Genomic DNA, 15,926 nt, shown 5'->3' with positions numbered 1-15,926 from the left:
TTACGATATGCCTCGCTCGAACCAGTCTTCGATGAAGCGCTGATAAATTTGCGTCAGCGTCTCGAGGTCGGCAAGCGCGACGCGTTCATCGACCATGTGCATGGTCTTGCCGACCAGCCCGAACTCGACCACCGGACAATAGTCCTTGATGAAGCGGGCGTCTGAGGTGCCGCCGGAGGTGGAAAGCGCCGGCTTCCTGCCGATCACCGCCTTGACCGAGCCGCTGAGCGTCTCGATCAGCCGGTCGTCGCGAGTGAGGAAGACGTGGCTCGGTCGATCGCGCCAGAGGAGCTCGTAATCGACCGGCATCGTCTTGCCGGCCCGGTATTTCTTGCGCTTCGCCGCCTTGTCGAGACGGTTGTGGATTTCCGCCTGGATGGTCTCGGCGGTCCATGTGTCGTTGAAGCGGATGTTGAAGGTGGCGGTCGCCTTCGCCGGAATGACATTGGTGGCCGGATTGCCGACGTCGATCGAGGTCACCTCCAGATTGGTCGGCTGGAAATCCTTTGTGCCCTCGTCGAAGACGGGGTGCAGCAAGGCGTCGACCAGCGTCACCAGGCCGCGCACCGGGTTGTCGGCAAGCTGCGGATAGGCGGCGTGGCCCTGCCGGCCGTTGACGATGATGCTGCCGGACAGCGAACCGCGCCGGCCGATCTTGATCATATCGCCCAGCGCGTCTGGATTGGTCGGTTCGCCGACGATAGACGCATCCCACTTCTCGCCCTTGGCGGCTGCCCATTCGAGCAGCTTTGTCGTGCCGTTGATGGCCGGCCCTTCTTCATCGCCGGTGATCAGCAGCGAGACCGAGCCTTTCAAGCCGCCCTTCGACTCGATATGGCGCGCCACCGCGGCGATGAAACAGGCGATGCCGCCCTTCATGTCGACGGCGCCGCGGCCGAACATCTCGCCCTTGGCAATCTCGGCGGCGAAAGGCGGATGTGTCCATGAAGCTTCGTCGCCGACCGGCACCACGTCGGTATGCCCGGCGAACATCAGATGCGGACCGTTGCCGGAGCGCCGCGCATAGAGATTTTCGATATCGGGCGTGCCGCCTTCCGAAAACACCGGGCGCTCGACGGAAAAGCCGAGCGGCTTCAGCATTGTTTCGAGCGTGCTCAGTGCTCCGCCTTCAGCGGGCGTCACCGAGGCACAGCGGATAAGGGCGGCTAGATTTCTGGCGGGATCGGAAGGCAACGTCATGGGCAAAAGCGATAGTGGAAAGCGTAAGGCCTGTCACGGCCAGACATAAGGGCCAGCCATCCCGCCGACATTATGGTTTTCATGTCGTATAGTCGCAGGCCAAGGCAGCACCATCAGATGGCCAACGAGGACAGGAGGATCGTCATTGCCGGCGCCGGCAGCATCGGCTGCTATGCCGGCGGCTGTCTCGCGCTCGCCGGGCGACGGGTGATTCTGCTGGCCCGGCCGCGCATCGAAGAGGCCTTGCGGAAGGACGGGTTGCGGGCCACCGAGCTTGACGGCCGCGATCGCTCCATCCAGCCGGATGGGCTGTCGGCCACCGCCGATCCGGCGGCCGCCTTGCGCGGTGCTGAAATTATTCTTGTGACGGTCAAGAGGACGATCTGCAGCGCGGCCGGCCGACCGAGATCGACGAGTTGCAAGGCGCGATTCTGCGCCTGGCGGACAAAGCCGGCACGCCGGCGCCACTGATAAAGCGGGTCGCGACGCTGGTGCGCAAGGCAGAGCAGGAAAGGCGTGGATCGCCCGGCCTGACGCCCGAGGCCATCATGGCGGCGCACAGCCCCGATGATCAGGTGTGATCGTCAGTTCGCGGCCCGCACATGCGCCCAGTAACGGCCCTTGCCGGTGCGCTTGGCTTCATAGAGCGCGTGATCCGAACAGGTGAGAAGAACTTCCGGCTCGCCGCCGTCGGCAGGCGCGAAGGCGCTCCCAATACTCAACCCGATCCGTATGGCGGTGCCCACCTCAAGGTCGAAAGGTACCGAAATCTTCTCAATGGCCCGCTTTGCCAAATAGGTGGCTTCGATCTCGGATGTGCCGGGCAGCAGGATGACGAATTCGTCACCTCCGATGCGAAAGACCACATCCCCCGCCCGGAAAGCGCGCTTCAATCGTTCGGCCACCTTGCGCAGCAGTATGTCGCCGATCGCGTGGCCGAAGCGGTCATTGACGTGTTTGAAGCGTCGAGGTCCATGCTGAGAACGGCAAACGGCCTGCCGCCATTTGCCGCCGGCGCCGCAAGCTCGCTGCACATGTCGCGCAGTTTCTCCTGAAGGAAGATGCGGTTTGGCAGGCCGGTCAGCGCGTCCTTGATCGCCAGATCGCGATTGTCCAGTTCGGCGCGGAGCATGCGGGCGTTGATCGCATGGTTTTGAAGCAGCGCGATGACGACGCCGGCCGCATAGAACGGCATTTGAATTCCGACGATCGGCATTCCGGGCGCCGGAGAAAACAGCGCGCCAATCAGATAGGGCAGGCTTACGGCCAGCATGACGAATATGGCGAAGCGCGGGGTCGCAGCATTGCGTGACGACACCACGCCGACGACGCCTGCGACATTCAAGGCAGCCAGCACGGCGAGCGTCATGTGCCCGCTGGCGACACAGCCATAGCAGCCGAGGCCGAAAATGACCGACCATAGGCCCCCGGCGGCCATGAGGGCGGCCAGCGGCCCCTTTCGCCCGCGCTTGCGGACCTGCTCACATTCCCGCATCAGCAGGAAGCGGACGGCAAACAGGATGAGGTCGGCCGCGATCCAGGCGTAAGGCCACCAGTCGCCGGTGACGACCGCGGCGCTGACTGCCAGCACCAGGACGCTGATGGTGCCGAACAGGACAGCGAATTTGCGGTCGTAAGTGGTGTCGAGAAGCCGCGCGCGGACAGCTTCCGGTTCCGCTTTCATCGGCGAAGAAAACCAGGCGAACAGCCGCGCGCCGGCGCTTCGCTGTCCGCGCGTTTCCGGGTTGGCCAGGCGTTTGTCGTGTGCCAGTCGAGTGCTCCGTGTCGGGCGACACAGTCTACACGGGCATGCTGGACCAAGGTGATTAAGATTAGCTTAGGTATCTGGATGTGCCGACCGCAAGGGAGCGTTGATCAGCGTGATCTTTTGCCAGATCTTCCGCGACAGGTTGGAGGCGAGAGTCTCGATGTCGTTGACGCCATCGACGACGACATTGTCGTTGACCGACTGGGCGAACAGCGCGGCGATTTTGCCGGTGATCGACAGCATTTCGGAGCAATAGTCGAGATAGCGGGCGAGATCGGCACGGTCGGTTATGCGTGCCGGTGAATGCGATGCCGGCTTGAAGTCGGCTGAAAGCACTGCCGGATCCTTGGTCAGCTGATGCATGTCGATGACATGGATCAGCGATCGCAAGCCGTGAAGCTTGCGAAACACCTGCTTGCGCTTGATACGCTCCTCGGTTCGGATCAAGGCCAGGAAGCCCAGCGCCGTCAGGATGATCACGTTGATCGAGGATTCTATGCCCTGCACCGACTGGATGGCATCGTGGTTTGCCGAGACACGGCCGAGCGGCAGGATGGTGCCGACGAACAGGAACATCAGCGCGCCAGCGGCAATGGCGGCGATGATGACGCCGCGCAGCCACCAGATCGGCGCTTCCAGCGCCTTCGCCGCCTTGGCCAGATCACGCGACAGCGACACAAGTTCAATGGCGACGCCACGCAAGCCTGCATCGGGAAAACGGTCGGCGACGCGTTTTTCCAGTTGCTCGGCGGTTTCGATGATCAGTTTCGAATCAAGCGTGCGGTAGCGCATGGCGAGAGACCCGATCGACGTTCAGGATTCGGCCGGTGCATTGGTATGTTTGCCGTAGCGGTTGGGTCCGGGATCACTTTTGAAAAAGGCCAGAATGATAAGGAGAATGGCGCCGATGACGAGAGAGATCAATGCGTAGTAGGTAGGCTTGCCGAAATCATGGAACCGCTTCGCCGTTAGCGCAAAGGTCGACCATGTCGAGACGACCACAGCGATCCACCAGGCGAGCGCCCAGTACTGGCTTGCGGCAGTGCCGAGCGGCGTTCGCGAGAACTGGTAGAGCAGAAAAAGCTGAACGAGGAGCGGCAAAAGACCGGCCAGAACGTAGGCGCTGGGGTTCACTCGCCCGGAAAGGCTGAAGAAAAGCCAGAAAAATCGAGGTCTGTCGAGCAATCGGGTGCGTCCGTTTTTTTGCGAAGGATCAATCGCGAAGCAGTTCATTGATCGAGGTTTTGGACCGGGTCCTGGCATCGACCCGCTTGACGATGACGGCGCAGTAGAGGCTCGGACCGGGCTCACCGCTGGGCAACGGCTTGCCGGGCAGCGAGCCGGCGACGACGACGGAATTGGCCGGCACTTCGCCGTAGAAGACCTCACCGGTGGCGCGGTCGACGATCTTGGTCGACTGGCCGATGAAGACGCCCATGCCGAGCACCGAGCCCTCGCGCACGATGCAGCCTTCGACCACTTCGGAGCGTGCGCCGATAAAGCAATTGTCCTCGATGATGGTGGGACCGGCCTGCATCGGCTCCAGCACGCCGCCGATGCCGACGCCGCCCGACAGATGCACGTTCTTGCCGATCTGGGCGCAGGAGCCGACCGAGGCCCAGGTGTCGACCATGGTGCCGCTGTCGACATAGGCGCCGACATTGACGAAGGACGGCATCAGCACGGCACCTGGCGCGACATAGGCGGAGCGCCGCACGATCGATGACGGCACGGCGCGAAAACCTGCCTTCTCGAAATCGATGGCGCTCCAGCCGTCGAATTTCGACGGCACCTTGTCCCACCACACGGCCTGGCCGGGGCCGCCCTTGATGATCTCCATCGGGTTGAGCCGGAAGGACAGCAGCACCGCTTTCTTCAGCCACTGGTTGACATGCCATTTGCCGTCGGCCTGGCGCTCGGCAACGCGGGCGACACCCCGGTCGAGCAGGTCGAGCGCCGACTGGATGGCGTCGCGCGTCGCGCCACGGGTTGCCGTCGAAATCGTGTCGCGTTCCTCGAAGGCTTCTTCGATGATCTTTTCGAGACTCGCCAGATCGGGCTTCGACATGAATTCGCTCCATTACCAAGCTGTTAAGGGGCCGCGCCTTAACCTGTTTTGAAAGTCGCCGGACCCTATGTGAAGGCTTGGTGAGGGTCAATCGCGGCTGCGCCACGGGACGGCGCAAGTGAATAATTGGACGGTAGGTAACATGACTCCTATGGAAAAGGCGGGGTGGACGCCGCTGCCGCATTCGGACGAGGATCTGGAGCGTTCGAAAAGCGTGCCGGATACGCCGCAGACGCGCGCCGAAACCTACCGGTTGGCCTGGAACGATCCCGACTTCATGACACGGCGCGAACTGCGCGCGGTCAGGCTACAGCTCGAACTGTTGAAGCCGGAGATGATCCTGGCCGAGCGCGGCATCCGCTCGACCGTCATCCTATTCGGTGGCGCGCGCATCCCCGAGCCGGGCGGAGAAGCCTGGGCGGCCAAGAACGAGACGCAGAAGAAGAACCTTGAGAAAAACAGCAAATATTATGAGGAAGCGCGAAAATTCGCCCGCCTCTGCTCGCAGCAGTCGGCCACCTCGTATTATCGCGAATTCGTCGTGGTGACCGGCGGCGGACCCGGCGTCATGGAAGCCGGCAACCGCGGCGCCGACGATGTCGGCGCACCGTCGATCGGCCTCAACATCGTGTTGCCGCACGAGCAGGCGCCGAATGCCTATGTGACGCCGGAGCTCTGTTTCAACTTCCACTATTTCGCGGTCCGCAAGATGCATTTCGTCATGCGCGCCAAGGCTGTCGCGGTGTTTCCGGGCGGCTTCGGCACGATGGACGAATTCTTCGAGACGCTGACCCTGATCCAGACCGGCCGCATGGAGCGCGTGCCGGTGATCCTGTTCGGCAAGGCTTTCTGGAAAAGGGCGATCGACCTCGATTTCCTCGCCGAGCAAGGCACGATCACCCCCGGCGACCAGGACATCATCGATTTCGTCGACACCGCCGACGAGGCCTGGGGGATTATCAGCCGTTTCTACAAGCTCTGAGACCTCGCTGCGGACCCACGGGTCAAGCCCGAGGGCATGCTTTTGGCGACATGCACTAGAGCAATTCTAGGAAAAGTGCGGAGCGGTTTTCCGTCCGGAATTGCGTAAAAACAAATACTTAGAGCGGTTCGGCGTTTCCGTGAAACGATGAAGTGCTCTAGGCTGCGACTTCGACGATCGCAGTAAGGAATTCGGCAAGATCGTCGGTGACGAAATCCACATCGTCCTCGTTGGCCGGGTCACGTTCCCAGATTTCCGAGAAGGTCGGCTCGAAGTTGCGCGGCACGACCAGCACCGTGGTCATGCCCAGCGATTTCGGCACGGACAGGTTGCGGGCCAGGTCCTCGAACATCACCGCATTGTGGCCGGTGACGGCGTGGAGTTCCGCAAACTTCTCGTAGGTCCGGCGCGCCGGCTTGGGGTTCAGCCCGGCGGCGACGATATCGAAGATGTCGTCGAAATGGTCGAGGATGCCGAGTTGGCGCGCGGTGCGTTCGGCATGCCTGCGGTCGCCATTGGTGAAGATGAACTTGCGGCCGGGAAGTTGGCGGATGGCGGTGCCGAGAACGGGATCGGGAACCAGCCAGGAATAGTCGATGTCGTGGACCTTCTCGAGAAAGTCGTCGGGATCGATGCCGTGGCGCGCCATCAGGCCATTCAGCGTCGTGCCGTATTCCCGATAGAGTTCCTTCTGCAGCTTGCGGGCATCGTCGCGCGGCAGCGTCAGCAGCTCTCCGACATAGGCGGTCATCTTCACGTCGATCTGCGAGAACAGGTTCGAATGGTGCGGATAGAGCGTGTTGTCGAGGTCGAACACCCAGTCGGTGACATGGGCAAAGCGGGCGGGATCCGGGAGTGTGGTCATGCAATCCTTATGGCACGAAACATTGCTTTTGGCAGAGGCTTTATCCACAACTTATGCGGGTTTCGGGTGGCGAAAATGACGCCATGATTCAAATTTTAGGCATCGCAGAAAGGTGGCATTCAGGGCTTGCTGGCACACAGACGGTCGAGGGGGAGCCAGCGATGAGCCGCATATTTCTGAAGTCTGCCGCCGTCGCTTTCGCCTCCCTCGCGGTCTCGCTTTTGCTGACGCTGATCGTCGTCCCGGCAATGGGCTTTCCGTTCAACCGCACGATGTGGCTGACGTGCACGGTCTGCCCGCTCGCGCTTGCCTGGATTGCTAGCGCTTATACATTCTGGCAGGGCGAGAGGCTGAAAGGCGCCCATCGCGATCTCGCCCGCGCTCATGCCCAACTCGCCGCCGCGCATCGGCGCCTGTCGGAAAAGGCGAGCCGCGACGACATGACCGGCATGCTCAACCGCGAGAGCTTCTTTGCGGCGCTCGACGCCTCCCGGCGGAAATCCGATCGCGGTGCGTTGCTGATCATCGATGCCGACCACTTCAAGATCATCAACGACAGCTACGGCCATCTGACCGGCGACGACGCGCTGCTCCTCATTGCAAGCGCGATCGAGCGCGGCGTGCGCAGCGGAGACGTGATCGGCCGCATCGGCGGCGAGGAATTCGGCGCGTTCCTGATCGGCGCCACCGAGCAGGAAGCCAAACGCGTCGCCGAGCGCATTCGCCGTGAAGTCGAGCTGATCCGCTTCCGTCCCGTTGATGAGCGGATCATACCCCTCACCGTCAGCATCGGTGGCGTCACCTGCGGCGAGGGCGCCGCCGTATCGGATCTGATGCGTGCCGCCGACCGGCGCCTTTACCAGGCCAAGCACCGCGGCCGCAATCTGACCATCCTGGACACGGACATTTCCGAGGCGGCTTGAGCGGTTTTCAATCAGCCTGGCCGTTTACACGGCTTAAGCAAGTGTGCGGCTAGGTTTGGCACGGAATTGGCTTCTCTTGGCGAGCATGTGCCGTTCTGGGAACGCCATGCGTGGATAAAGGCCCCATCGAGACGTGTCATGAGTTTCTTCACAAAGAAAATGTCGCGCCGCACGATCATGCAGGCGCTGATCGCATTGCCGGCCCTGTCGCTGTTCCGCAAGCTGCCCGATGCCGATCCGGACGCAATCGTCGAGGTCAATGGTTGGATCCTAAAAAGGAGCGACCTGGCGTGATCTTCGACAGCTACGAGGCATTTCGCGCGGTGAATTTCACCGCCAAGGTCTGCATTCTCGGCTCGGGGCCAGCCGGCACCACGATCGCCAGGAAGCTTGGCGTGGCCGGCATTCCGGTTGTGGTGCTGGAGGCCGGCTCCCGTGAGTTCAGCGATGATTCGCAGGATTTCTACCGCGGCGCCACGGTCGGCGATCCCTATTTCGATCTCGACATCACCCGGCTACGCTTCATGGGCGGCAGCTCCAATCACTGGGCCGGCTGGTGCCGCGTGCTCGACAGCCAAGATTTCGAGCCCAAGGCCTGGGCGCCGGATACCGGCTGGCCTATCAGCCGTGCCGACATCGAGCCCTACCTGCCTGAAGTCCACGATATCCTCGAACTTCCCGATTTCCGGCCGGATGTGCCGATCTCGGACGACATTCGCTGGGTGCAACTGATCAAAAGCCCGGCCGTGCGCTTCGGCGAGAAATTCGCCGACGAGCTCGACAAGAGCAGGAACGTCGCCGTGGTGCTCAACACCTATGCCACCGAGCTTGCCGGCGATGGCAAACGAGTGACCGGCGCCAAATTGTGGTCGAACGGCCAGGACGCCGGTTCCTTCACCGCCGACTATTTCATCGTTTGTACCGGCGGCTTGGAAAACTCGCGGCTGCTTCTGTGGTCGAACCAGCGCTCGAATGGCGGCGTGGTGCCGAAGGCGACGGCACTCGGCAGCTACTGGATGGAGCATCCGACCTTCGAGGGCGGCAATGCCATCCTCGCCGACTATAGCGCGTTCGAGGTCGACGCCACCAACGAGGCCTTCTTCTCGCCGACGCTTGCCGCCATGGAGCGCCTTGAGATCATGAATTTCGGGATCAGGCTGATCGAGACGCCGTACCCCGGGGTCAAACGCGTCATCGCCGACCTCGCCTGCACGGCGCCCGAGATGGCCGAATGGGTGTCCTATCAGCTCAGCCAGGACCTGCGCTGCGCCGCCCAGCTCTATGTCACCTGGGAACAGGCGCCGCTGGCCTCGAACCGGATTCAGTTGTCGAAAGCCGATGTCGACCATGCTGGCGTGCCGCGCATCGAGCTGCACTGGAAAAAGTCGGAGCTGGAGCGCCGCACGCTTCTCGAGGGCTTGAGGCTGTTCGGGACGACGCTCGTCCAGAAGGATCTCGGCCGGGTGCGCATCGCCGACTGGCTCACCAATGGCGGGGACTATCCGACGAATGAGGAGCTGGCCGGCCACCACCATATGGGCGGCACCCGTATGGGCACGGATGTGATCAAGAGCGTGGTCGACGCCAACTCAAAGGTGCATGGCATGGACAATCTCTATGTCGGCGGCTCTTCGGTGTTCTGCACGTCCGGCGAATGCAACCCGACGACGACGATCGTCGCATTGGCCTGCCGGCTGGGCGATCACCTCAGCAAGGTTATCGGCGTATAGAAGGCCGGCTCAGCCGGCCGGCCGAGGGATCGCCATCGCAGTCCACCGCCAACAACGCCCGCGCCGGTCGGCTACGAGCGTCCGAGCCTGCCCAGCGTTTAAAGTTTCGCCGGGTCGAGCGCCGGTTTGCCCTTGTGGCGTCCGACAATCGCTGCCATCCCGGCGACATTCTGGAATCCATCGCGCAAAACGTCGAAGGATGGCAGCACGAAATAGGCGCGCTGGAACTTGTCGATCTCGTAGCTGGTGCGCATCACCGTTTCCAGATCGAAGGGGACATGGTGCGCGTCCTTGCTTTCAATCGCGAATTGAAGTTCCGCAAAGGACGACATCAGCCCGGCGCCGAAAGCCTTTAGCGGTTGGCCGGCTTCCTGTATCAGCCCGTATTCGACGGTGTACCAGTAAAGGCGGCTGATCATCTCGTCGCCGCCAAGCGCGATCAGGTCCTCCGCCTTCTCCCCATACATCTGCATGAAATCGGCAAAGACCGGCTGCGTCAGTGCCGGCACGTGGCCGAAGAAGTCGTGGAACATGTCCGGCTCGACGATGTAGTCGAGCTCTTGTTTCGTCCGCAGCCAGTTGGTCACCGGGAAGCGCCGGTGGGCGAGGTGGACGAAGAAGGCGGGGGCGGGAATGAGGCCCGGCACGGCGACGATTTCCCAACCGGTAAGCTTGCGCAGTTTTTCGCTGACCACACCGAAATCCGGAATCTTGTCTAGCAGGCCCAGCGTGGCGACGCCGTCGAGATAAGACCGGTGTGCCAGCTTTTTGGTCAACTTCGTCTGGCGGTCGCACAGTGTGCGCCACACCGCCTGCTCGTCGGCGGTGTAGTTGTAGCTCTGCTCGACGGTGAAATCGGAACGGCAGATCGAATAGTCGCCGCGAAGGCCTTGCGCCGCGCATTCGCGGGCGTAGTCGGCAACGTTGATCGTCATGGCTGTTCTCCCTGGAAATCACGACTAACATCATAAAAATCTAGCCGGATCCGGTGAGGCAAATCCGCTTTGATGATGGCTCGAATACGCGATTTGAGGTAAAAGCCACCACAGCAAAGCTGTAGGAGAGTGAAAGTGCCTCAGTTTGACGATTTTGAGATCAAGATGCTCGATATCTTGCAACGTGACGGACGCAAGCCTGTGTCCGAACTGGCCCAGGAGATCGGCCTGTCGACGACGCCATGCGCGCGCCGCTTCGAGGCTCTTCAGAGTGCCGGCATCATCAAGGGCTTTGCTGCTGTGCTCAGCCGCCGCGCCGTCGGCCTGCTGGTCGAGGTGTTCATTCAGGTGCGCCTCGTAACCCACAGCGACGGTTCGCCCGAAACCTTTATCGCTGCCGTGCAGCGCATGGACGAGGTGTCGTCGTGCTGGACGATGACCGGCGACTACGATTTCCTGCTGCATGTGATGGTGCCGTCGGTCGACGAGCTCAACGCCTTCGTCATGCACCGGCTGATGCGGCTCGACGGCGTGCGCGACGTCCACACGCAGCTTGTGCTGCAGAACATCAAGGGGCCGGGCCACGTGCCGCTCGGGCACCTCAGGCGATGAGCCTGTATCTCGGCAAATGCATTTCTGCGGAAAAGCTGCACGGAAACTGCTGAACCGGGCCAGCTGCAGGCCCAGATCGACGACCAGGATGACCGGACCGCCATTGCAAAAGGTCCTTCATGAAAATCGTCCTGATCAATCCGCCGCATACCGCCATCGGCAGCCGCGTGCCCGACGACCATTCGCCGCCGCTCGGCCTGCTCGCATTGGGCGGCCCGCTGATCGACGCTGGCCATGAGGTGCGGCTCGTCAATGCCGAGTTCGGGCCGATGCCGCTTGCCGCAGCCGTGCAAGACGCCTTGAGCGATCATCCCGATTGCATTCTGATCGGCCATTCCGGTTCGACATCGGCGCATCCGACAGCACTGGAGATCGCACGAATGGTCAAGCACATCGATCCGGCGACGATGGTGATCTATGGCGGCGTGTTCCCCACCTATCACTGGCGCGACATACTTGCCGAAACGGACGTCTTCGACTTCATCGTGCGCGGCGAAGGCGAGGCGACCATCGTCGCGTTGGTTGAGGCGCTGGGAAGGCGCCGGCCGCTGTCTGGCGTGGCGGGCATCGCCTTTCGCGACGATTTGCGCCGTCCCTTTGCCACCAATCCGGCAAGCACGATCGCCGACCTCGATGAATACCGCATCGGCTGGGACCTGATCGATATCAGTCGTTACAGTTATTGGGGCGGCAAGCGCGCGGTGGTCATGCAGTTTTCTCGAGGCTGCCCGCATCTGTGCAATTATTGCGGCCAGCGCGGTTTCTGGACGCGATGGCGGCATCGCGACCCGGTGAAGTTCGCGCAAGAGATCGCCTGGCTGCACCGCGAGCATGGCGTCGAGCTGATCAACCTTGCCGACGAGAATCCGACCTCGTCCAAAAAAGCCTGGCGCGCCTTTCTCGATGCGATGGTCGCCGAGAACGTGCCGGTCCTGATCGTCGGCTCAACCCGCGCAGATGACATTGTTCGTGATGCCGACAGCCTGCATCTCTACCGCAAGGCAGGCGTCATCCGTTGGCTGCTGGGCATGGAAAACACCGATGAGAAGACGCTTGCGTTGATCCGCAAGGGAGGCAGCACCTCGTCCGACCGCGAGGCGATCCGGTTGCTGCGCCTCAATGGCATACTGTCGATGGCGACCTGGGTCGCCGGTTTCGAGGATGAGCGCTTTCGCGATCTCTGGCGCGGCTTCCGCCAGCTCATCGCCTATGATCCGGACCAGATCCAGGCGCTCTATGTCACCCCGCACCGCTGGACGCCGTTCTTCAGGATGGCCAGGGACCGCAAGGTGATCCAACTGGACGCCCGCCTGTGGGACTACAAGCATCAAGTGCTGCAGATGACCCGACTGAAGCCTTGGATGCTGTTCTTCAGCGTCAAGCTGATCGAACTGGCGGTGCAGTCGCGGCCGAAGGCACTGGCGCGCATCCTGTTCCACAAGGACCCGGAACAGCGCCATTCGATGCGCTGGTACACGCAGATGGGCCGCCGCGTCTGGTTCCGCGAGGTCTGGGGCTTTCTCGCCCGCGACCGCCGCCTGAAGGACGGTCCGACACTGGCCGAATTCTGGGGCGCGCCGCAGGACGAGGAAGAGGAATCGATGGTGTTCGGGCACCCGGCGCGCAAGCTGACACCGCCCGGGATCGCGATTTCGCCGAGCGCCTGATCAGCTCTGGGCAATCTCCTAAAAACATACGCAACGTATGCGTATTGACATACGGAGCGTATGTACCCACTTCGGGGAGACGGGGTATGTCAGCAACCGCCCGGAAACCGGAGCGCAGCGATCCAAAACCCTGAAGCCTTGCGAGCGGCTCTCGCCCTTCTCGGCGAAGCCACATCGCGATCGTCGGGAGGTCTGGCCTGCCTTGTCTAGATGGAGTGAAACAATGACCAAACGCGATGCGATCTTCCCTGCCGGTCGGCAGGCCCTCTACGAGATCAACCGCTATTCGGCGGCGATCCGCTCGGGCGACTTTCTGTTCGTCTCAGGCCAAGTCGGCAGCCGCGAGGACGGGTCGCCCGAGCCGGTCTTTGCAAAGCAGGTCCAGCTTGCCTTCGACAATCTCGCGGCGGTGCTGAAGGCTGCCGGCTGCACCTTCGACGATATCGTTGACGTCACCACGTTCCACACCGATCCGGCCACACAGTGGGAGGCGATCAACGCCGTCCGGCTGAAGGCGATCGGTGAACCGCCCTACCCGAACTGGACCGCGGTGGGCGTGAACTGGCTGGCTGGCTTCGATTTTGAAATAAAAGTCATCGCGCGCCTTCCTCAGCCCAGCTAATCGACTGGCGGCGCGACCAAAGGCCGCCGCTTATGGCACGATCAGCGTGCCGGCGCCGTGTTCAGTGAACAGCTCGAGCAGCACCGAATGCGGCGTCTTGCCGTTGAGGATGACGACGCCTTCGACGCCGCGCTCGATCGCCTCGATGCAGGTCTCGACCTTGGGGATCATGCCGCCCGACACCGTGCCGTCCTTGATCAAGGCCTTTGCCTCGGCCACGGTCAGCTCGTCGATCAGCTTCTTGTTCTTGTCGAGCACGCCGGGCACGTCGGTGAGGAACAAAAGGCGTGTCGCCTGGCAGGCGCCGGCAATCGCGCCGGCAAAGGTGTCGGCATTGATGTTGTAGGTGTGGCCGTCGCGGCCCGGTGCCACCGGCGCCAGCACCGGGATCATTTCGGACCGCGCCAGAAGGTCGAGCAGCGTGCGGTCGACCTCGACCGGCTCGCCGACGAAGCCGAGATCGAGCACGCGCTCGATGTTGGAGTCCGGGTCGATCATGGTCTTGCGCGCCTTTTCGGCGAAAACCATGTTGCCGTCCTTGCCGCACAGGCCGATCGCCCACTCGCCCTCGGCATTGATCAGCGCGACGATCTCCTTGTTGATCGAGCCGGCCAGCACCATCTCGACGATCTCGACCGTCTTCTGGTCGGTGACACGCAATCCGCCCTCGAACTTCGATTCGATGCCCATCTTGCTCAGCATGGCACCGATCTGCGGCCCGCCGCCATGGACGACGATCGGATTGACTCCGGATTGCTTGAGCAGCGCGATGTCGCGGGCGAAGGCCTTGCCGAGCGCAATATCGCCCATGGCATGGCCGCCATATTTCACCACAACCGTCTTGTTCTCGTAGCGCTGCATGTAAGGCAGCGCCCTCGAAAGCAGCGCGGCCTGCATTTCGGCGGTGGCGGCGACGTCCGTCATCGGCATTGTTCCCAGCTTGAAATGATCGGCGGCGTCTTAGCGGGAATTGCGGCGGGCCGCAAACGGCTTTGCTGTCACATCAGGTGAAATCGGCCCGCTTCTATGCTGGCATTCTCATCGGCGCCCGCCGCGCCTGCCATCCCGAAATCTTTTCCATTTGCGCGGCGAGGGACAGAAGCGTCTCTTCGTCGCCGGGCCGGCCGGCAGCCTGGATGCCGAGCGGCAGGCCGGCATCGGTGACATGGACAGGCAGCGTGATCGACGGCTGACCGCTGACGTTCTGGATCGCCGGCCAGTGGGTGAACCACAGGCTCTTGTCCATCAACTGCCCAAACAGCGGCTTGAATATCAGCAGCCGGGCGAGGCGCAGCCTGTCGAGCACGTCCTCTATGAACGCATCTGCGCCTTTCGGATCCATGGCGCCGCAGGCGAGTGGCGGATGGGCAATAACAGGCATCAGCACGGCATCGTATTGCGCGGTCTCGGTGATCAGGCGACGCGATACGGCATGCAGCCGCTGCAGGCCGGCATAGATCTCGCCGGCCGAGACGATCTCGCCGAAGCGGCTCATCAGACGCGTGGCGCGCTCGACGTCGCCCGAGACGGAGCGTCCGACACGCAACGCTTCAGCGCGCATCGTACCGGCCACCGCCGCGGCGACAATCTTGCAGAAATCGGCCATGAAATCACGATCGATATAGGGCAGGTCGATCTCCTCGATCGTATGGCCGCCTTCGCGCGCCAACGCCACGGCCGTGTCCAGCGCGGTCAGCGTCTCGGCCGATATCGGCAGGCCGAGCGGCGATTTCCGATAGACGGCCAGCTTGAGCTTGCCGGGATCGCGCGCCACCGCGGCGGCGAAAGCGCCTTTCGGCGGCGGCGCCGCATAGGGCGACAGCGCATCAGGGCCATGGGTCAGGTCGAGCAGCAAGGCCGAATCCCGGACCGAGCGGGCAAGCGCGTGATCGACGACCAGCCCGTACCAGCTCTCGGTGACGAGCGGCGACAGCGGCACGCGGCCGCGCGAGGTTTTCAGCCCAACCAGCCCGGTGCAGGCGGCGGGAACGCGGATCGAGCCGCCGCCGTCCGAAGCATGTGCCACCGGCACGACGCCGGCCGCGACAAGCGCCGCCGCCCCTCCAGACGAGCCGCCGCTGGTGTGTGCCGTGTTCCACGGATTGCGGGTGATGCCGAAAGCGGTGGATTCGGTCATCAGCCTCAGCCCATGTTCGGGCGAGGTGCTGGTGGCGATCGGGACAAGGCCAGCGGCCAGATGGCGTTCAGTCATCACCGAGTCGAAATCGGCAACGAAAGCCGGAATGCGGCTGCCGCCATGCGTCGGCACGTCTTTCATGGCGATGCCGAGATCCTTCAGCGCAAAAGGCACGCCGGCCAACGGCAGCTTGCGGTCGATGGTTTTCGCCCGCGTCCGCGCTGCCTCGTAAAGCGGCTCGGCGATGGCGTTGATGTCCGGGCGGGTGGCCTCGGCCCGCGCAATCGCCGCATCGACGAGCTCCTGCGGTGTGATCTCGCCCTTGCGCACCAGGCTGGCAAGCCCGGTTGCGTCGTGCTCCCACAAGACCTGTTCAACCGACATTGCCGCTCTCCCCGCTATGAGAAGGCTAGCGGT

Annotated in this window: 19 protein-coding genes; 9 read left to right on the top strand and 10 right to left on the bottom strand. The window is 62.6% G+C overall.

What is annotated here, in order from left to right; translation table 11 throughout:
* The gene (gene dapE / locus EJ075_RS08735) at positions 1–1,200 is read right to left on the bottom strand and encodes a succinyl-diaminopimelate desuccinylase (RefSeq protein ID WP_126104060.1); all 1,200 of its coding nucleotides are present in this window, start codon (positions 1,198–1,200) and stop codon (positions 1–3) included.
* 117 nt (positions 1,201–1,317) lie between these two features.
* Here dapE and EJ075_RS08730 point away from each other — a divergent pair, with 117 nt between their 5' ends.
* Together EJ075_RS08730 and EJ075_RS33480 are read left to right on the top strand one after the other, a co-directional pair.
* Positions 1,318–1,671: a 2-dehydropantoate 2-reductase N-terminal domain-containing protein gene (locus EJ075_RS08730; RefSeq protein ID WP_245458128.1), complete on the top strand. Its 354-nt coding sequence runs from the start codon at positions 1,318–1,320 to the stop codon at positions 1,669–1,671.
* Positions 1,617–1,781 (top strand): hypothetical protein, encoded by a 165-nt coding sequence (locus EJ075_RS33480; protein ID WP_245458127.1) that lies wholly within the window; start codon positions 1,617–1,619, stop codon positions 1,779–1,781. Before EJ075_RS08730 ends, EJ075_RS33480 begins: the two co-directional genes overlap by 55 nt.
* Before the next feature lie 3 nt (positions 1,782–1,784).
* Here the strand turns inward: EJ075_RS33480 and EJ075_RS33075 are convergent, their stop codons facing one another.
* The 5 genes from EJ075_RS33075 to dapD all read right to left on the bottom strand — a co-directional run bounded on the left by EJ075_RS33075 (position 1,785) and on the right by dapD (position 5,036).
* Positions 1,785–2,105: a GGDEF domain-containing protein gene (locus EJ075_RS33075; protein ID WP_245458126.1), complete on the bottom strand. Its 321-nt coding sequence runs from the start codon at positions 2,103–2,105 to the stop codon at positions 1,785–1,787.
* Complete coding sequence (locus tag EJ075_RS33475; RefSeq protein WP_245458125.1) at positions 2,090–2,884, bottom strand: hypothetical protein; 795 nt, start codon at positions 2,882–2,884, stop codon at positions 2,090–2,092. Before EJ075_RS33475 ends, EJ075_RS33075 begins: the two co-directional genes overlap by 16 nt.
* A gap of 153 nt (positions 2,885–3,037) precedes the next feature.
* On the bottom strand, positions 3,038–3,760 hold the full coding sequence (locus tag EJ075_RS08720) for a hypothetical protein (protein ID WP_126104058.1): 723 nt from the start codon (positions 3,758–3,760) through the stop codon (positions 3,038–3,040).
* A gap of 21 nt (positions 3,761–3,781) precedes the next feature.
* Positions 3,782–4,201, bottom strand: a complete 420-nt coding sequence (locus tag EJ075_RS08715; protein WP_164547063.1) for a DUF805 domain-containing protein — start codon at positions 4,199–4,201, stop codon at positions 3,782–3,784.
* Positions 4,182–5,036 (bottom strand): 2,3,4,5-tetrahydropyridine-2,6-dicarboxylate N-succinyltransferase, encoded by an 855-nt coding sequence (gene dapD, locus EJ075_RS08710; RefSeq protein WP_126104057.1) that lies wholly within the window; start codon positions 5,034–5,036, stop codon positions 4,182–4,184. Before dapD ends, EJ075_RS08715 begins: the two co-directional genes overlap by 20 nt.
* A gap of 142 nt (positions 5,037–5,178) precedes the next feature.
* On the opposite strand from dapD, the gene EJ075_RS08705 reads away from it, so the two are divergent.
* The gene (locus EJ075_RS08705) at positions 5,179–6,018 is read left to right on the top strand and encodes an LOG family protein (RefSeq protein ID WP_095484549.1); all 840 of its coding nucleotides are present in this window, start codon (positions 5,179–5,181) and stop codon (positions 6,016–6,018) included.
* A 157-nt stretch (positions 6,019–6,175) separates the two neighbouring features.
* Here EJ075_RS08705 and EJ075_RS08700 read toward each other — a convergent pair whose 3' ends face one another.
* Entirely contained in the window at positions 6,176–6,883 is a 708-nt protein-coding gene (locus tag EJ075_RS08700; protein ID WP_126104056.1) for a pyrimidine 5'-nucleotidase, read from the bottom strand.
* A gap of 161 nt (positions 6,884–7,044) precedes the next feature.
* Between EJ075_RS08700 and EJ075_RS08695 the strand changes: the two genes are divergently transcribed.
* The 3 genes from EJ075_RS08695 (at position 7,045) to EJ075_RS08685 (ending at position 9,536) form a co-directional block, all read left to right on the top strand.
* Positions 7,045–7,806 carry a GGDEF domain-containing protein gene (locus EJ075_RS08695; protein WP_095485073.1) on the top strand — a complete coding sequence of 254 codons (762 nt, stop codon included), beginning with the start codon at positions 7,045–7,047 and terminating at the stop codon, positions 7,804–7,806.
* A gap of 138 nt (positions 7,807–7,944) precedes the next feature.
* Positions 7,945–8,100 carry a hypothetical protein gene (locus EJ075_RS08690; protein ID WP_126104055.1) on the top strand — a complete coding sequence of 52 codons (156 nt, stop codon included), beginning with the start codon at positions 7,945–7,947 and terminating at the stop codon, positions 8,098–8,100.
* Complete coding sequence (locus EJ075_RS08685) at positions 8,097–9,536, top strand: GMC family oxidoreductase (RefSeq protein ID WP_126104054.1); 1,440 nt, start codon at positions 8,097–8,099, stop codon at positions 9,534–9,536. The genes EJ075_RS08690 and EJ075_RS08685 overlap by 4 nt, the downstream gene beginning before the upstream one ends.
* A gap of 98 nt (positions 9,537–9,634) precedes the next feature.
* Here the strand turns inward: EJ075_RS08685 and phhA are convergent, their stop codons facing one another.
* The gene (phhA, locus tag EJ075_RS08680) at positions 9,635–10,471 is read right to left on the bottom strand and encodes a phenylalanine 4-monooxygenase (RefSeq protein ID WP_126104053.1); all 837 of its coding nucleotides are present in this window, start codon (positions 10,469–10,471) and stop codon (positions 9,635–9,637) included.
* Between the two features lie 135 nt (positions 10,472–10,606).
* Between phhA and EJ075_RS08675 the strand changes: the two genes are divergently transcribed.
* The 3 genes from EJ075_RS08675 to EJ075_RS08665 all read left to right on the top strand — a co-directional run bounded on the left by EJ075_RS08675 (position 10,607) and on the right by EJ075_RS08665 (position 13,372).
* Complete coding sequence (locus EJ075_RS08675) at positions 10,607–11,083, top strand: Lrp/AsnC family transcriptional regulator (RefSeq protein ID WP_095485072.1); 477 nt, start codon at positions 10,607–10,609, stop codon at positions 11,081–11,083.
* A gap of 119 nt (positions 11,084–11,202) precedes the next feature.
* On the top strand, positions 11,203–12,750 hold the full coding sequence (gene bchE, locus EJ075_RS08670; protein ID WP_126104052.1) for a magnesium-protoporphyrin IX monomethyl ester anaerobic oxidative cyclase: 1,548 nt from the start codon (positions 11,203–11,205) through the stop codon (positions 12,748–12,750).
* Between the two features lie 223 nt (positions 12,751–12,973).
* Positions 12,974–13,372: a RidA family protein gene (locus EJ075_RS08665; protein WP_126104051.1), complete on the top strand. Its 399-nt coding sequence runs from the start codon at positions 12,974–12,976 to the stop codon at positions 13,370–13,372.
* A gap of 30 nt (positions 13,373–13,402) precedes the next feature.
* Here the strand turns inward: EJ075_RS08665 and argB are convergent, their stop codons facing one another.
* Together argB and EJ075_RS08655 are read right to left on the bottom strand one after the other, a co-directional pair.
* Positions 13,403–14,296: an acetylglutamate kinase gene (argB, locus tag EJ075_RS08660; protein WP_126104050.1), complete on the bottom strand. Its 894-nt coding sequence runs from the start codon at positions 14,294–14,296 to the stop codon at positions 13,403–13,405.
* Between the two features lie 100 nt (positions 14,297–14,396).
* The gene (locus EJ075_RS08655) at positions 14,397–15,893 is read right to left on the bottom strand and encodes an amidase (RefSeq protein ID WP_126104049.1); all 1,497 of its coding nucleotides are present in this window, start codon (positions 15,891–15,893) and stop codon (positions 14,397–14,399) included.
* Between the last annotated feature and the right edge of the window lie 33 nt (positions 15,894–15,926).

The organism is Mesorhizobium sp. M6A.T.Cr.TU.016.01.1.1, from assembly GCF_003952585.1.
GTDB classification, from domain to species: Bacteria; Pseudomonadota; Alphaproteobacteria; order Rhizobiales; family Rhizobiaceae; genus Mesorhizobium; species Mesorhizobium mediterraneum.
This window is presented reverse-complemented; position numbering and strand designations above follow the sequence as displayed.

Bases quoted from the DNA above. Each gene is read 5' to 3' on its own strand.
- EJ075_RS33475 (WP_245458125.1), bottom strand. From the start codon at position 2,884: ATGAAAGCGGAACCGGAAGCTGTCCGCGCGCGGCTTCTCGACACCACT.
- phhA (WP_126104053.1), bottom strand. From the start codon at position 10,471: ATGACGATCAACGTTGCCGACTACGCCCGCGAATGCGCGGCGCAAGGC.
- argB (WP_126104050.1), bottom strand. From the start codon at position 14,296: ATGACGGACGTCGCCGCCACCGCCGAAATGCAGGCCGCGCTGCTTTCG.
- EJ075_RS08730 (WP_245458128.1), top strand. From the start codon at position 1,318: ATGGCCAACGAGGACAGGAGGATCGTCATTGCCGGCGCCGGCAGCATC.
- dapE (WP_126104060.1), bottom strand. From the start codon at position 1,200: ATGACGTTGCCTTCCGATCCCGCCAGAAATCTAGCCGCCCTTATCCGC.
- EJ075_RS08690 (WP_126104055.1), top strand. From the start codon at position 7,945: ATGAGTTTCTTCACAAAGAAAATGTCGCGCCGCACGATCATGCAGGCG.
- EJ075_RS08705 (WP_095484549.1), top strand. From the start codon at position 5,179: ATGACTCCTATGGAAAAGGCGGGGTGGACGCCGCTGCCGCATTCGGAC.
- bchE (WP_126104052.1), top strand. From the start codon at position 11,203: ATGAAAATCGTCCTGATCAATCCGCCGCATACCGCCATCGGCAGCCGC.
- EJ075_RS08655 (WP_126104049.1), bottom strand. From the start codon at position 15,893: ATGTCGGTTGAACAGGTCTTGTGGGAGCACGACGCAACCGGGCTTGCC.
- EJ075_RS08700 (WP_126104056.1), bottom strand. From the start codon at position 6,883: ATGACCACACTCCCGGATCCCGCCCGCTTTGCCCATGTCACCGACTGG.
- EJ075_RS08665 (WP_126104051.1), top strand. From the start codon at position 12,974: ATGACCAAACGCGATGCGATCTTCCCTGCCGGTCGGCAGGCCCTCTAC.
- EJ075_RS08720 (WP_126104058.1), bottom strand. From the start codon at position 3,760: ATGCGCTACCGCACGCTTGATTCGAAACTGATCATCGAAACCGCCGAG.
- EJ075_RS08715 (WP_164547063.1), bottom strand. From the start codon at position 4,201: ATGAACTGCTTCGCGATTGATCCTTCGCAAAAAAACGGACGCACCCGA.
- EJ075_RS08695 (WP_095485073.1), top strand. From the start codon at position 7,045: ATGAGCCGCATATTTCTGAAGTCTGCCGCCGTCGCTTTCGCCTCCCTC.
- dapD (WP_126104057.1), bottom strand. From the start codon at position 5,036: ATGTCGAAGCCCGATCTGGCGAGTCTCGAAAAGATCATCGAAGAAGCC.